Source organism: Nocardioides sp. Soil777 (assembly GCF_001428425.1).
GTDB lineage: Bacteria > Actinomycetota > Actinomycetes > Propionibacteriales > Nocardioidaceae > Nocardioides > Nocardioides terrigena.
Genome location: NZ_LMSN01000020.1, coordinates 170,710 through 185,052 on the forward strand (window position 1 = coordinate 170,710; position 14,343 = coordinate 185,052).

Annotated in this window: 11 protein-coding genes; 6 read left to right on the plus strand and 5 right to left on the minus strand. The window is 72.5% G+C overall.

The genetic code is table 11. The features are described 5' to 3' along the window. Positions 1 to 36: 36 nt before the first annotated feature. Together ASG88_RS21150 and ASG88_RS21155 are read right to left on the minus strand one after the other, a co-directional pair. Entirely contained in the window at positions 37 to 705 is a 669-nt protein-coding gene (locus ASG88_RS21150; protein ID WP_056889433.1) for a fasciclin domain-containing protein, read from the minus strand. A gap of 233 nt (positions 706 to 938) precedes the next feature. Beyond that, positions 939 to 2,522, minus strand: a complete 1,584-nt coding sequence (locus ASG88_RS21155) for a molybdopterin-dependent oxidoreductase (protein WP_235534949.1) — start codon at positions 2,520 to 2,522, stop codon at positions 939 to 941. Positions 2,523 to 2,575: 53 nt separating this feature from the next. Between ASG88_RS21155 and ASG88_RS21160 the strand changes: the two genes are divergently transcribed. From ASG88_RS21160 to ASG88_RS21185, 6 genes are all read left to right on the plus strand, one after another. After that, a complete protein-coding gene (locus ASG88_RS21160; RefSeq protein ID WP_321163840.1) occupies positions 2,576 to 3,322 on the plus strand; it encodes an enoyl-CoA hydratase-related protein in 747 nt (248 codons plus the stop codon). Between the two features lie 108 nt (positions 3,323 to 3,430). Further along, entirely contained in the window at positions 3,431 to 5,623 is a 2,193-nt protein-coding gene (locus ASG88_RS21165; protein WP_056889435.1) for a HelD family protein, read from the plus strand. Positions 5,624 to 5,667: 44 nt separating this feature from the next. Further along, on the plus strand, positions 5,668 to 7,569 hold the full coding sequence (locus ASG88_RS21170; RefSeq protein ID WP_056889436.1) for an anthranilate synthase family protein: 1,902 nt from the start codon (positions 5,668 to 5,670) through the stop codon (positions 7,567 to 7,569). 126 nt (positions 7,570 to 7,695) lie between these two features. Next, on the plus strand, positions 7,696 to 9,495 hold the full coding sequence (locus ASG88_RS21175) for a sulfatase-like hydrolase/transferase (protein ID WP_056889437.1): 1,800 nt from the start codon (positions 7,696 to 7,698) through the stop codon (positions 9,493 to 9,495). A gap of 125 nt (positions 9,496 to 9,620) precedes the next feature. Then, the gene (locus ASG88_RS21180) at positions 9,621 to 10,196 is read left to right on the plus strand and encodes an anthranilate synthase component II (protein WP_056889438.1); all 576 of its coding nucleotides are present in this window, start codon (positions 9,621 to 9,623) and stop codon (positions 10,194 to 10,196) included. Then, a complete protein-coding gene (locus ASG88_RS21185) occupies positions 10,193 to 11,467 on the plus strand; it encodes an anthranilate synthase component I family protein (protein ID WP_056889439.1) in 1,275 nt (424 codons plus the stop codon). Before ASG88_RS21180 ends, ASG88_RS21185 begins: the two co-directional genes overlap by 4 nt. Before the next feature lie 95 nt (positions 11,468 to 11,562). Here the strand turns inward: ASG88_RS21185 and ASG88_RS21190 are convergent, their stop codons facing one another. The 3 genes from ASG88_RS21190 to ASG88_RS21200 are packed head-to-tail and all read right to left on the minus strand — an operon-like array spanning position 11,563 to position 14,295. Continuing rightward, positions 11,563 to 12,954: a sensor histidine kinase gene (locus ASG88_RS21190; protein WP_056889440.1), complete on the minus strand. Its 1,392-nt coding sequence runs from the start codon at positions 12,952 to 12,954 to the stop codon at positions 11,563 to 11,565. Continuing rightward, positions 12,951 to 13,649: a response regulator transcription factor gene (locus ASG88_RS21195; RefSeq protein ID WP_056889441.1), complete on the minus strand. Its 699-nt coding sequence runs from the start codon at positions 13,647 to 13,649 to the stop codon at positions 12,951 to 12,953. Before ASG88_RS21195 ends, ASG88_RS21190 begins: the two co-directional genes overlap by 4 nt. Before the next feature lie 4 nt (positions 13,650 to 13,653). Beyond that, positions 13,654 to 14,295 carry a hypothetical protein gene (locus tag ASG88_RS21200; RefSeq protein WP_157559875.1) on the minus strand — a complete coding sequence of 214 codons (642 nt, stop codon included), beginning with the start codon at positions 14,293 to 14,295 and terminating at the stop codon, positions 13,654 to 13,656. Positions 14,296 to 14,343: the final 48 nt, after the last annotated feature.

Here is a 14,343-nt window from a genome sequence, read left to right on the forward strand (position 1 = left end):
TGAGTGATCCTTGCCTAGCCGTCGTTTATCCGACAATCACATCTGGGGCATCATGACGGTGTCGATGACGTACACCGTCGCGTTGGCGGTCTGGATGCCACCGCAGATGATCTTGGCCTGCTCCTCGGCGTCGGCGGTGAACATCTCGCCCTCGCCCTCGACGACGAGCTCGTCGCCGTTCAGGGTCTCGAACGTGCCGGCCAGGTTGTCCTGGGTCAGGGTCTCGCCCACGACGTGGTGGGTCAGGATCGCCGTCAGCTGCTCCTTGTCCGCGAGGACCGCGTCGAGGGTCTTCTTCGGGAGCTTGGCGAACGCGTCGTCGGTCGGCGCGAAGACCGTGATGTTCTCGGCCGAGTTGAGGGTGTCGCCCAGGCCGGCCTCGCCGACAGCGGCGACCAGCGTCTTGAGGAGCGGGTTGGCGGAGGCGGCGGTGGCGACCGGCTCGGTGGCCATGCCGTCGAAGGAGCCGGCACCGTCCGCGGGGATGGCGGCGCAGCCCTCACCGAAGGTGCCGTCAGCGGCACCCATGGCGTCGGAGGACTCCTCCTCCATGGGGGTCTCCTCCTCGGTCATGGTCTCCGAGGGGGAGCTGGTGGTCTCGTCGGAGGCGGTGTCGGCCTCGTCAGAACCACCGCAGGCGGCCATGCCGAGGGACATCGTCAGGGCGAGGGCGGCGAGACCGGACTTGCGAGCAATGCGGTTCATGAGGGAACTGCCTTTCGTGAGGGTGACTCCGGGGCTGTGTGCGCCCCGGGCGGGTTTCCGGGAGTGGTTCGGCACCGTGGTCGGGCCGGATTGGTCCTGATTGCCGAATCAACGAAGAAATTGGGTACGTCCTGAAATCAGTGCTGGGACCTGGGCTCCCCTGAGGCCCAGGTCCCAGACGAGACCGCGGAGTGACGACGCCGGCGCGCAGGCGCGGCGTCGTCAGGCTGGTGTCAGCCGACGTTGACCGCGATCTCCTGGATGCCGCTCGAGCCCTCCGGGAAGGGCCGTGCGCGGACGGCTGTCTGGACGTCCCCGTCCTTGTTGGTGGCGCGGCTGGCGATGAAGTGCTGGCCGGGCTCGGCGTCCCACTCGTAGAACCACTGGCGCCAGTAGTCGTCGCCGGCGTCGGGGCCGAGCTCGGCGGCCTGCCACGGACCGCCGTCGATGCGGACCTCGACGCCCTTGATGCCGGAGCCCTGGGCCCAGGCGACGCCGCCGATGAAGGTCTTGCCCGTGTCGCCGTTGGACAGCGGCTTCGGGGTGTCGATGCGGCTGGAGAGCTTGATGGGCGCGTCGATGGCCCAGTCGCGCTCGGTCCAGTAGGCCTCCTGCTCGTCGTACGTCGTGAGCGTCATCTTGACCATCCACTTGCAGGCGCTGACGAAGCCGTAGAGGCCGGGGACCACCATCCGCACCGGGAAGCCGTGCTCGCGGGGCAGCGCCTCGCCGTTCATGCCGATGGCGATGAGGGCGTCGCGGCCGTCGAGGGCGACCTTGAGCGGCACGGAGATGGTCATGCCGTCGACGTCGGTGCACAGGATCTGGTCGGCGCCGGTCGTGTCGATGCCGGCCTGGTCGAGGACGTCCCGGAGGGGTACGCCGAGCCAGCGGGCGGCGCCGATGTAGGGGCCGCCGACGTCGTTGGACACGCAGGTCAGGGTGATGTCGCGCTCCACGAGCCGCATCCCGGCGAGGTCGTCGAAGGACAGCTCGACCTCCTGGTCGACGTCGCCGTCGATGGTCAGCGACCACGAGTCGACGTCGATGGTCGGGACGGTGAGCGCGGTGTCGACGCGGTAGAAGTCGTCATTGGGGGTGCGGAACGCCGAGATCCCAGGGATCCGCTCCTCGAGGCCGGTGGGCAGCGCGGCGGCCTTGTCGGCGGCCGCGGGCAGGGCGATGTCGGTGCCGCCGAGGCGAACCTGGGTCACCCAGCGGCCGGCGCCGGCGATGGCGGCCGCGGCCAGGGTGGCGCCGCCGGTGGCGATCAGGACCGTACGCCGCGACGCGGACGTCGTCGTCGGCTCGGCGTGGTCGACGTCGTGGCCGTGGTCGCCCTCGGTCCGGGCGGCCATGGCGTCGGACGGGCCGACCGCGTGTGCGGGCGCCGGGTCCGCGAACCGGTACAGGCCCGCCAGGGTGAGGGCGCCGACGAGGGCGGCCACCGCGCTGGGGACCAGGTCGAGGACCCCGGCACTGGGGCGCAGCAGCGCCAGCACGCCCGCGATCGCGGCGAGCCCGACGATCATGGTGATGCCGAGGGTGAGCCGACGCGCGGCGACGATCCCGGCGATGCCGGCCAGGATGAGCACGACGACGAGCACCGAGCCGATCAGGATCGGCTTGTCGGCGGTGCCGAAGGTGCGGATCGCCCACTCCTTGACCGGGGTCGGGGTGAGGTCGATGACGGTGGACCCCACGGCCAGGACCGGGGAGGCGGCCGGCACGGTGAGGGCGGCCACGAGGTGGGCGGCGGCCATCCCCACGAGGGTGGCGAGGACGCCGTACAGGGCTTGGAGCAGTCGGATGAGCACGATCGGTGTTCGGTGCGGGCGCCCCCGCGGATGGGTGCGGCAGGATGTCGCGCATGACCGAGCTCGTCCACTACGCCGTCACCGACGCCGTCGCGACCATCACCCTCGACTCGCCCCACAACCGCAACGCCCTCAGCCGGCAGCTCGTGACCGAGCTGTTCGCCCACCTGGAGCGCGCGGGAGCTGACGACGAGGTCCGGCTCGTCCTGGTCGAGAGCTCGGGCAAGGTCTTCTGCTCGGGCGCCGACCTGGGCGAGGCCACCACCGAGGGGATGGAGGTGGGCGCCCGCCGGATCGTCGACCTCCAGCGCCTGGTGGTGACCCTGGACAAGCCGGTCGTGACCAAGAACCTCGGCGCGGTCCGGGCCGGCGGCATCGGCATCATCGCCGCCGCGGACATCGCGATCAGCGCCGATGAGGCGACCTTCGCGCTCACCGAGGTCAAGCTCGGCCTGGCCGCCGCGATCATCAGCCTCACCGTCCACCACCGGATGAACCCGCGCGCCGCGGCCCTCACCACGCTCGGCGGTGAGGTCTTCACCGGCGCCGAGGCGGCGGCGTACGGGCTGGTGACGCAGAGCGTCCCCGCGGCCGACCTCGACGCGCGCGTCGCGGAGGTCTGCGCGAGCCTCGCGACCGGCGCCGCGCAGGGGCTGCGCGAGTCCAAGCGGATCCTCAACGCCGACCTCGTCCGCCGCATCGACGAGCGCGGCGCCGAGATGGCCGCCCTCAGTGCGCGGCTCTTCGCCAGCGACGAGGCGCGCGAGGCCATGACGGCGTTCCTCAGCCGGGGCAGGTGACGTCCCTCGTCACTTCTTCGTCTCGGGCACCGGGCTAGTAGTCTTGAAGGTCTGTCGTCCCCCGGACGGCAGGTGGGGACGGACGCACGTGCACAGGGGGAAGTCGGAGTGAGCGAAGATCTCGAGGGACGTGAGATCGCCACCGAGCAGGAGTACGTCGACCGCGTCTACGTCCAGCTCGAGGCGAGCGCCCGCAGCGCCCAGCAGCTGGCCGCCGAGGGGCACGGACGCGGCAAGCTCGGGCACGAGGGCGGGCTCGTCGAGCGCGACGCGATGGTCTTCCAGGCCGCCAAGCGGATCGCCCAGCTCGACGCCGCCCACGAGGGGCTGGTCTTCGGCCGACTCGACCTCGACGCGTCCATCGACACGGTGCCCCGCTACATCGGGCGCATCGGCCTGCGCGACGCCGAGCGCGACACCCTGCTGATCGACTGGCGGGCCCCCGCGGCCGCCGTGTTCTACCAGGCCACCGCCGCCGAGCCGCAGGGCGTGATCCGCCGCCGGGTGCTCCGCGCGGACCACCGCACGGTCGTCGGGGTCGAGGACGAGCTCCTCGACGCCGAGGCGCTCGAGTCGTCGGAGGCCGACCTGCCGATCATCGGCGAGGGCGCCCTGATGGCCCAGCTCAGCCGGGCCCGCGACCGGAGCATGCACTCCATCGTCGCCACCATCCAGGCCGAGCAGGACAAGGCGATCCGCGCCCCCGGCAAGGGTGTCGTGTCGATCTCCGGCGGCCCCGGCACCGGCAAGACGGTCGTCGCGCTGCACCGCGCGGCGTACCTCCTCTACTCCGACCGCCGTCGCTACGAGACCGGCGGCGTGCTCGTCGTCGGCCCCAGCGGCGTGTTCATGCGCTACATCGAGCGGGTGCTGCCCAGCCTCGGCGAGACGGCCGTGGCGCTGCGCAGCCTCGGCGAGGTCGTCGACGGCGTCCGCGCGACCCGCCACGACGAGCCGGCGGTCGCCGACGTCAAGGGCGCCGCCCGGATGGCCGAGCTGATGCGCCGCGTCGCGCGCCAGCAGGCGCCCGGCAGCCCGACCGACTTCAGCGTCTTCTGGCGCGACGACCGGATCGTGCTCGACCGGGGCGTCCTCGGACGCGTCCGGCGCACCCTCATGTCGCAGGGCCGCCGCAACCGGCAGCTGCCGCGCGTCGCCCACGCCCTCCTCGACGCCATGTGGCGCCAGGTGCGCGGCGAGCGCGGTCGCGAGCGGGGCCGGGAGGCCTTCAACGACGACATGCTGTCCAACCCGGCGTTCGTCGAGTTCGCCGCCTCGTGGTGGCCGCCGCTCGACGCGCCCACCGTGCTGGGCTGGCTGGCCGACCCCGAGGTGCTGGCCCGGGTCGGCGAGAACGTCGTGACCCCCGAGGAGCAGCGCCTGCTCAGCAAGTCGTGGACCGGCGGCGGGCTCTCGGTCGAGGACGTCGCGCTGCTCGACGAGCTGCGCTACCTGCTCGGCGACGTGCCGCTGCGCACCGACGCCGACCACGACCGCGACGACACGGTGACCGCCACCGAGGGTGGGGTCGACCTCCAGGAGCTCACCACCGCCTCGGAGCGTGAGTACGCCCCCACCGGTCGGGCCTGGGCCCCGCCGACCCACCGCATCGAGGACGACGGCTTCGCGCACGTGCTCATCGACGAGGCGCAGGACCTCACCCCGATGCAGTGGCGGATGGTCGGTCGTCGTGGCCGCACCGCCAGCTGGACGATCGTCGGCGACCCCGCGCAGTCATCGTGGCCGGTGCCCGCCGAGAGCGCCGAGGCCCGCGCCGAGGCCCTCCAGGGCAAGCAGCTCCACGAGTTCCACCTCTCGACCAACTACCGCAACTCGGCCGAGATCTACGAGTTCGCCGCGGCGTACGCCGGTCGGGTCGGCCTCGACGCAGACCTGCCCGACGCCGTGCGCCGCACCGGCGCGGCGCCCCGCGAGCTGCCGGACACCCCCGACCTCGAGGCCGCCACCCGCGAGGCCGTCACCGAGATCGCCGCCAGCGTCGCGGGCACCGTCGGCGTCGTGGTGCCGGTGGCCCGGCGCTCGGAGGTCAACGCCTGGCTGGCGTCGTGGCCCGAGCTCGCCGACGACGCCCGGGGCGCCCGCGCGGCCGTGGACTCGTCGGTGGCGCCCAGCGGCGAGGACCGGGTGGTCGTGCTGACCGGCCTCGACACCAAGGGGCTCGAGTTCGACGGCATCGTGGTGGTGCGCCCGCAGGAGATCGAGGACGAGTCGGCGACCGGCCGCGCGACGCTCTACGTCGTGCTCACCCGTGCCACCCAGCTCCTCACCACGGTCGGCTGAGACACCCGGGATCCACGCGGACCCCGGACCGTAGGGTTTCGGCCATGACCGACGCCCCCGCCGTACGCGCCCTCCTGGACGACATCCAGGGGCACGAGGCGTGGGCGGTGATCCGCCGCAAGGCCGAGCGGACCGCCGGGCTGGTGGCCGGGCGGCGTACGGAGGTCGAGTCCATCCTCGACATCCCCCTCGAGACCGGCGTCCCCGAGCACGGCAAGGTCGCCGACCGGCTGGTCGCCGTCCCGTTCCGGCAGGTTCGCGAGCGCGGCTTCGACGTCATCGACGACGGCACCCCGCTGGTGGTCGTCGACATCGACGTCGAGCACGAGGTGAGCGTCGAGGACCTGCTCGCGGCACTGCCGGCGCTGGAGATCGAGATCGCCGACCGCGGCGGCTTCGAGACGTCCGACGACGACTACGCGACGGTCGTCGAGTCGATCATCCGCGACGAGATCGGCCAGGGCGAGGGCGCCAACCTCGTCATCGGCCGGCACTACCGCGCCGTGGTCGCCGACTGGAGCGCCGAGCGGGCGCTCAGCGTCTTCCGCCGCCTGCTCGAGCGCGAGCGCGGGGCCTACTGGACCTTCTGCTTCTTCACCGGTGACCGCTTCCTGATCGGTGCCTCCCCGGAGCGCCACGTCAGCGTCCGCGACCAGGACGTCCGGATGAACCCGATCTCCGGCACCTTCCGCGTCGGCGGCGACCTCGAGACCCTCAAGCCCCGCCTCCTCGACTTCCTCGCCGACGAGAAGGAGGTCTTCGAGCTCTTCATGGTGGTCGACGAGGAGCTCAAGATGATGTGCGACATCTGCCACGAGGGAGGGCAGGTGCTCGGCCCGTTCCTCAAGCCGATGACCCACCTCGTGCACACCGAGTACCTCCTCGCCGGCCGCAGCGAGCGAGACCCGCGCGAGATCCTGCGGGACACGATGTACGCCGCCACGGTCACCGGCGCGCCCGTCGAGAACGCCTGCCGGCTGATCGCCGAGTACGAGTCCGAGGGGCGCGGCTACTACGCCGCCGCGCTCGCGCTCTTCGGCCGCGACGCCGAGGGCCACCACACGATGGACAGCCCGATCCTGATCCGCACCGCCGACGTCGCCCCCGACGGCCGCCTCAAGGTCACGGCCGGCGCCACGCTCGTGCGCGACTCCGACGCGGCGTACGAGGTGGCGGAGACGCACGCCAAGGCGGCCGGCATCCTCGGCGTCTTCGGGCTCGTCCCGCAGGCCACGGCGCCCGCGGAGGAGATCGCCGCGCTGACCCGCGACGAGGACGTCCTGCTCGCGCTCGGCACCCGCAACCAGCGGCTCAGCCGCTTCTGGCTCACCGACCAGGAGGGGGCGCCGCCGGACCCGTCGCTGGCCGGCCAGACGGCGGTGATCCTGCACGGCGAGGACGACTTCGTGAACATGCTGCGTCACGTGCTCGGCGTCTTCGGGATGACGTCGACCGTGGTGCGCCACGAGGACTACGCGACCGGGGCCTTCGACGGCGCGGACCTCGTCGTCATCGGCCCGGGACCCGGCGACCCCCGCGACGGCGACCACCCCAAGATCGCGGCCTTCCGGCACGCGGTCGACGACGTGCTCGCCTCGGGGCAGTCCTTCCTCGCGGTGTGCCTGGGCCACCAGACGCTGTGCGAGCGGCTCGGCATCCCGCTGGACTTCAAGGACATCGTCTTCCAGGGCACCCAGTCGCCGATCCAGCTGGCCGGGCGCACCGAGCGGGTCGGCTTCTACAACACGTTCGTGGGTCGGGTGCAGGACGGCGACGCGCTGCCGGAGGGTGTCACGGTCGAGCGCGACGAGGCGACCGGCGACGTGCACCAGGTCACCGGGCCGCACTTCCGCGGCATCCAGTTCCACGCGGAGTCGATCCTCACCGAGAACGGCTACGACCTCATCCACGAGCTCGTGCGCGACCTCCTCGCCGATAGTCGATAAGTCTGGTAGACATTGCATCTCTCGGGCGTGGCAGGCAACCGATCCACCCCCGGACGCGTCACCATCAGTGACCATCAACGGACGGGGGAGTCCAAGTTGTTCGTACGACGTCGCCTTGCTGCGGCCGTGAGCCTGGCCGCGGTCGCGGCCCTGACCGCCGGAGGGGCCGCCAGCGGCATCACCGGTGCCATCAACCGGGGCCCGGCACCGGCACCGCGGCTGTCCGTGCCGGCCGTGCAGGGCGCCGACCTGGCGACCGCCGACCGGGGCAGCGCCCAGCGGAGCACTGCGCAGGCGGGATCGGCCCAGCGGGGCTCGGCCCAGCAGGGATCGGGCCAGCAGGGCTCGTCCCAGCGGGGCTCGGCGCAGCGGGCCGACCGGCCCAACATCGTGATGGTCCTGATGGACGACTTCTCGATGGACCTGGTGCAGACGATGCGCTCGATGCGTCAGATGAAGCGCGCCGGGGCGTCGTACTCCCACGCCTTCGTCGTCGACTCGCTGTGCTGCGTCTCGCGCTCGAGCCTCTTCACCGGGCAGTACCCCCACCAGACCGGCGTCCGCACCAACACCTCCGGTGCGCGTGACGCGATGCCGCTGGGCGGCTACGCCGCGTTCGCGGGCTACGGCAACCGGGAGCGGGCCTTCAACGTCACCCTGCAGGGGTCGGGCTACACCACCGGATTCGTCGGCAAGTACCTCAACGAGTACGAGTACGTGAAGGGCCGCACCCTCCCGCCCGTGCCGCCGGGCTGGTCGCAGTTCAACGTCGTCTTCGGCTCGGCGTACGACGGGTGGGACTTCGACAGCACCTACGTCCGTCAGGGCCGGCTGCGCACCCGGCACCACGCCGCGCCGCCGCTCTCGGCCCCGCAGAAGGAGCGTGACAAGGCCTACGCCGGCAGCGTCATCGACCGCTACGCCACGAAGTTCATCAAGGCCCACCGCGACGGCGACGCGCCGTACTTCCTCGAGGTGGCGCCGTACGCCCCGCACAACCGCACCCAGCCGCAGCCCTACTACCCGGGCGACCCCGTCTTCCCGCCGGCGTTCCGCGACCGTCCGGCGGCCGGCCGCAAGGGCAACTGCGGGCCGGTGGCCTGCACGTCGTTGACCACGCGCGACCTGCCCGGCTTCGGCGACGACCGCCGCGACAACCGGCCGCGCAAGGCCAACGGCAAGCGCGCCCGGGCGTGGAACACCCGGGCCAACCCGTTCCGCCCGGCGCAGAGCGTCGCCGACCTGCGCAACCGCGCGATGATGGCGCAGTCGGTGGACCGCACCGTGCGCAAGATCCTGCGCCTCGTCGACGACAACACCTACGTCGTCCTCACCTCGGACAACGGCTTCCACCTCGGGCAGAACGGCCTCGGCCGCGGCAAGGGGACGGCCTACGACACCGACGTGCACGTCCCGCTGTACGTCGTGGGGCCGGGCGTCGTGCCCGGCAAGCGGGCCGAGCTGACGTCCAACATCGACCTCGGGTCGACCTTCGAGGACCTCGCCGGCGTCACGTCGCCGGCGTACCGCTCGGGGCAGTCGCTGGTGCCCACCTTCGGCGACCCCGCCCTGGTGCGGCGCAACCACGTGTTCTTCGAGCACACCGCCCAGGCGCTGACGAAGCTCGACCCCGACTCGGCGCTCAACGGCGACGAGCTCGACCGGATCCCGTCGTACGTCGCCGTGCGCAGCCGCACCGGGCTGCTCATCCGCTACGACATGGACACCGACGTACGCCGCAACGCGTGGGCCTACGAGTTCTACAGCTACAAGAACCGGGTCTGGGAGAAGAAGAACGCCTTCGCACAGCCGCGGCACGCCCCCGAGGTGCAGGCCCTGATGGCCAAGCTCGCGCAGTGGGACCAGTGCGCGGGCGCCACCGGGGGCCAGGGCGTGCCGCCGGGGTGCCGCTCGCTGACCCAGTAAGCCGATAGCTGTCGGGTCTCCTGGGGTAGTACCGGACCTTCGGGTGGCGACACGCCGATCTCAGCCACCCGAACGTCCGGTACTACCCCGCGACCCGGCCGCCTCCCGCCCACTACCGTGCATCCGTGCCCCCTCCCGCGGACGTCGTCGTGGTCGACCACCACGACTCCTACACGTGGAACCTCGTCCACCTGGTCGCCTCGGTGACCGGTGTCCTCCCGCGGGTCGTGCAGCACGACGAGGTGAGTGCGGCCGAGGTCCTGTCGCACGCGTACGTCGTGCTCTCACCGGGACCCGGCCACCCGGCCGACCCGGTCGACTTCGCGGTCGGTCGCGAGGTGCTGCTCGCCGGCACCCGTCCGGTGCTGGGCGTCTGCCTCGGCATGCAGGGACTCGTCACGGCGTACGGCGGGACGGTCGAGCGGGTCGCGCCGGCGCACGGCGACTTGGCCCACATCGACCACGACGAGCAGGGCGTGTTCCGCAGCATGCGGCAGGGTTTCGCCGCGGTCCGCTACCACTCGCTCGCCGTGACCGCCCTGCCCACGGACGTACTGACGGCGACGGCCTGGAGCGAGGACGGCACGGTGATGGGGGTGCGGCACCACACGCTGCCGCTCGAGGGCGTGCAGTTCCACCCGGAGTCGATCCTGTCGGAGTACGGCTACGGCATGGTGTGGAACTTCCTGGAGGGGCCGTGACGGACCCGGCCGCCTCCTTCGCCGCCGTCGCCGCCGCCCACCGGCGCTGCTTCTGGCTCGACGGCGGGGGCGCCCGCGAGTGGTCAGGCCGTCGCTCGATCGTCGGCTGGCTCGAGGACGACGACGTGTCCCTGACGTACGACGCCGCGCGGCGCGAGGTCCGCCGGCACGCGGGCGGCACGTCGGAGGTCGTCGGCGACGACATCTGGTCGGTGCTCGAGTCGTCGATGTCGCCGGGGGACCAGTGGTTCGGCTACCTCGGCGCGGCATGCCGCCCCGACCTGCCCGCCCGGCCGGACCCCGACCTCCCGGACGCGGTGTGGATGCGGCCGTCGTCGGTGCGGTCGTTCGAGCACGCCGCGGGGCCCGTGTCGGAGTCCCCGCTCCACCGGGGACCTCGGCGCATGCCGGCCGATGCATCGGCCAGCAACCGACAGGATCGGCCAGCCGGTGGGGCTCCTGAGGCGTACGCCGCCGCGTTCGCCGGCGTCCAGGAGCACCTGCGGGCGGGCAACTCCTACGAGGTCAACCTGACCTACCGGCTCCGCGCCGAGGCCGACCTCGACCCGGTCGCGACCTACCTCCGGCTCCGCGACCTCAACCCCGCGCCGTACGCCGGGTGCCTCCAGCACGACGTCGAGGGAGCCCGGGCGTGGCTGCTGAGCTCGAGCCCGGAGCGCTACGCCCTCGTGACCGCGGACCGCACCATCGAGACCAAGCCGATCAAGGGCACCGCGCCCCGCGGGGCCACCGACGAGGAGGACGAGGCGCTGCGGGTCGGGCTCGCCCGCGACCCCAAGAACCGCGCCGAGAACCTGATGATCGTCGACCTCCTCCGCAACGACATCGGGATGGTCAGCGAGGTCGGCTCGGTCGAGGTGCCGGTGCTGATGGACGTCGAGTCCTACGAGACCGTGCACCAGCTCGTCTCGACCGTCCGCGGCCGGCTCCGCGACGACGTCACGACGGTCGGGGCGCTGCGGGCGCTCTTCCCGCCCGGCTCGATGACGGGGGCACCCAAGCGGCGGACGATGGAGATCATCGAGGAGGTCGAGGAGACGCCGCGGGGCGTGTACGCCGGGGCGTTCGGGTGGATCAGCGGCGACGGTCCGGCGGACCTCGGCGTCGTCATCCGGTCGCTCATGACCAACGGCGACGGCCGCTGGACCCTCGGCACCGGTGGCGGGATCACCGTCCGGTCGGACGTCGAGGACGAGTGGCAGGAGTCGCGCTGGAAGGCCGAGCGGCTGCTGCGGGCCCTCGAGCCCTGATGCGTCGCCGGGGTAGTCCGTGACGAAGGGACCCCGGGAACGGTCGGTCAGGGGTCCGATCGTCACGGACTACCCCGAAAGGGTCCGGGTCCCGGTCAGGCGGGGACCGGCTGCTCGCCGGGCAGCGACAGGCTGAGCCGGGTGCCGCCGCCGGGGGCGTCGGAGACGGCCACGCGACCACCGTGGCGGTCGACGACCTGCCGCACGATCGCCAGCCCGAGACCGGAGCCGGGCATCGACCGCGACTCCTCGGCGCGCCAGAAGCGCTCGAAGACGTGGGGCTGGTCCTCGGCCGGGATGCCCGGGCCCTCGTCGTCGATGGTCAGCACGCCCGAGGCCAGCCGCACCGTGATGGTGCCGCCCGCCGGGCTCCACTTGGCGGCGTTGTCGAGGAGGTTGAGCACCGCCCGCTCCAGCCCGGTGGCATCGCCGGTGACCCGCCAGTGGTCGAGGCGCACGTCGAAGTCGACGCCGGGCGCGCGGCGGCGTACCCGGGCCAGCGCCCGCTCGGTGACGTCGGCGAGGTCGATGGACTCGATGACAGCGGCCGGCTGGTCCTCACGAGCCAGGACGACGAGGTCGCCGACGAGGGTGGTGAGCTCCTCGATCTGGGCGCGCACGTCGTCGAGCAGCTCGCGGCGGGCCTCCTCGGGCAGGCCGCCGTCGGTGTCGGCCTGGGCGAGCAGGTCGAGGTTGGTGCGCAGCGACGTGAGCGGCGTACGCAGCTCGTGGCCGGCGTCGGCGACGAGCCGGCGCTGCCGGTCGCGGGAGGCCGCCAGCGAGGTCAGCATCTGGTTGAAGGCCGCCGCCAGCCGGGCGATCTCGTCGTCGCCCTCGACGGCCAGCGGGGCGAGGTCCTCGGTGATGGCGATCCGCTCGACGGAGCGGGTGAGGCGGCGTACGGGGCGCAGGCCGTTGGCGGCGACCGCCCACCCGGCCAGCGCGGCCGCGAGCACGCCGAGCCCCCCGGCGACGAGCATCACCGTGCCGAGCTTGGCCAGGGTGCGGTGCTGCGAGGAGAGGGGCTGGGCGAGCACCAGGGCCGCACCGTTGCCGGCGGGCACGGTGGCGACGCGGTACTCCACGTCACCGGCCGCGACGATCGTGCGCACCGAGTCGGCCTCGCGCCCCTCGGCGACGTCGAGCTCGGGACGCCCGAGGGTGATCTCGGGGCCGTCGTCCGCGGTCAGCACGCCGCGGTCGGAGGTGATGAAGATGATGCGCACGTCGGCGGCGCCGAGCATCCACGACGGCACGTCGCGGCGGGTCATCTCCGACAGGGCGGTGTACTTGGCGGCCTTCTCGGCCCGGTCGAGCAGGGACTCGTCGAGGCTGTCCTGGAGCTGCATCCGCATCACCATGAAGGCGCCCAGCGACATCACCGCGATCGACACGGCGACGGCGAGGGTGGTGAGGACCGCGACCCGGGAGGCCAGCGACCGCCGGTAGTGCCAGCGCTTGTCGTCCCAGCCGGCGAGGCTGCTCATGCTTCCTTCAGCACGTAGCCCACCCCGCGCACCGTCTGGATCAGCCGCGGCTCGCCCTCGGCCTCGGTCTTGCGGCGCAGGTAGCCGACGTAGACCTCCAGCGAGTTGGCACTGGTCGGGAAGTCGTAGCCCCACACCTCCTCGAGGATGAAGGACCGCTCGAGCACCCGGCGCGGCCGGCGCAGGAACATCTCCAGCAGGGTGAACTCGGTGCGGGTGAGCTCGATCGAGCGCGCGCCGCGGCGGACGTCACGAGACCCGACCTCCATGGTCAGGTCGGCGAAGGACAGCGTCTCCTCGGCGGCGTCGTCCGCGGGTACGACGCGGCGCAGCAGGGCGCGCAGGCGCGCCAGCAGCTCCTGGAGGGCGAACGGCTTGGTGAGGTAGTCGTCGGCCCCGGCGTCGAGGCCCTCGACCCGGTCACCGACCGCGTCGCGCGCGGTGAGCACGAGGATGGGTACGTCGTGCCCGGCGGCCCGCAGCGCCCGCGTCGTCTCGATCCCGTCGAGGCGCGGCATCATCACGTCCATCACGACCACGTCCGGATGGCTCGACCCGAGGACCGCCAGCGCCTCGGCGCCGTCGGCGGCGAGCGCGACGTCGTACCCGTTGAACTCCAGCGAGCGGCGCAGCGAGTCGCGCACGGCGCGGTCGTCGTCGACGACGAGCACGCGGGGCTTGGGAAGGTCCGGCACAGGCCTACCTTGCCAGTCGAGCCTGAGCCTCCGCTGAGATCTCGTCGGGTGGGGGGAGGTGGTGTCGCCACGCGTGGTGCACGAGGAGCGCGGCCAGGACCGTCCCGATCCAGCCGGCGAGGAGGTCGCCGAGGGTGTCGACGTACGCCGACGGCAGCTCGGCCGAGCGGGTGACGAAGCTGACCAGCTCGAAGAGCTCCCACGCCAGGGCGGCGGTCATCCCGAGCGCGACCGAGCGCTCCAGGACGGCCAGGGTGCTCGACGTGCGGGTCATGGTGAGCAGCACCAGCGCGGCCGAGATGCAGGTGACCACGGCGACGTGCATGGCGTCGTCGAACCACGCGACCCGGTCGTAGAGGTCGAGCCGGTTGCCGAGGATGTCGCTGAACGCGGCGAACGTCAGCAGCAGGTCCGCGAGCCAGGGATAGCTCCCCGCGGGCCGCCTGACCTGCCACCACAGCGGCACGGCGAACGCGAGCAGCGGGTAGGTCAGCGCCCGCGCCGTGGGGGCCTTGCCCTCCAGGTTGCCCCACGCCGGGTCGAGGAGGACCAGCACGAGGCAGGCCAGGAGCGTGCCCTTGGCCAGCACGTCCAGTGCCGCCACGGCCGGCGACACGACGGGCGGGCGGGGCGCACCACTCCTCATGCTCCCAGCGTAGGGACGCGGCGCCCCCGGCGCACCGGGTCGTTGGTC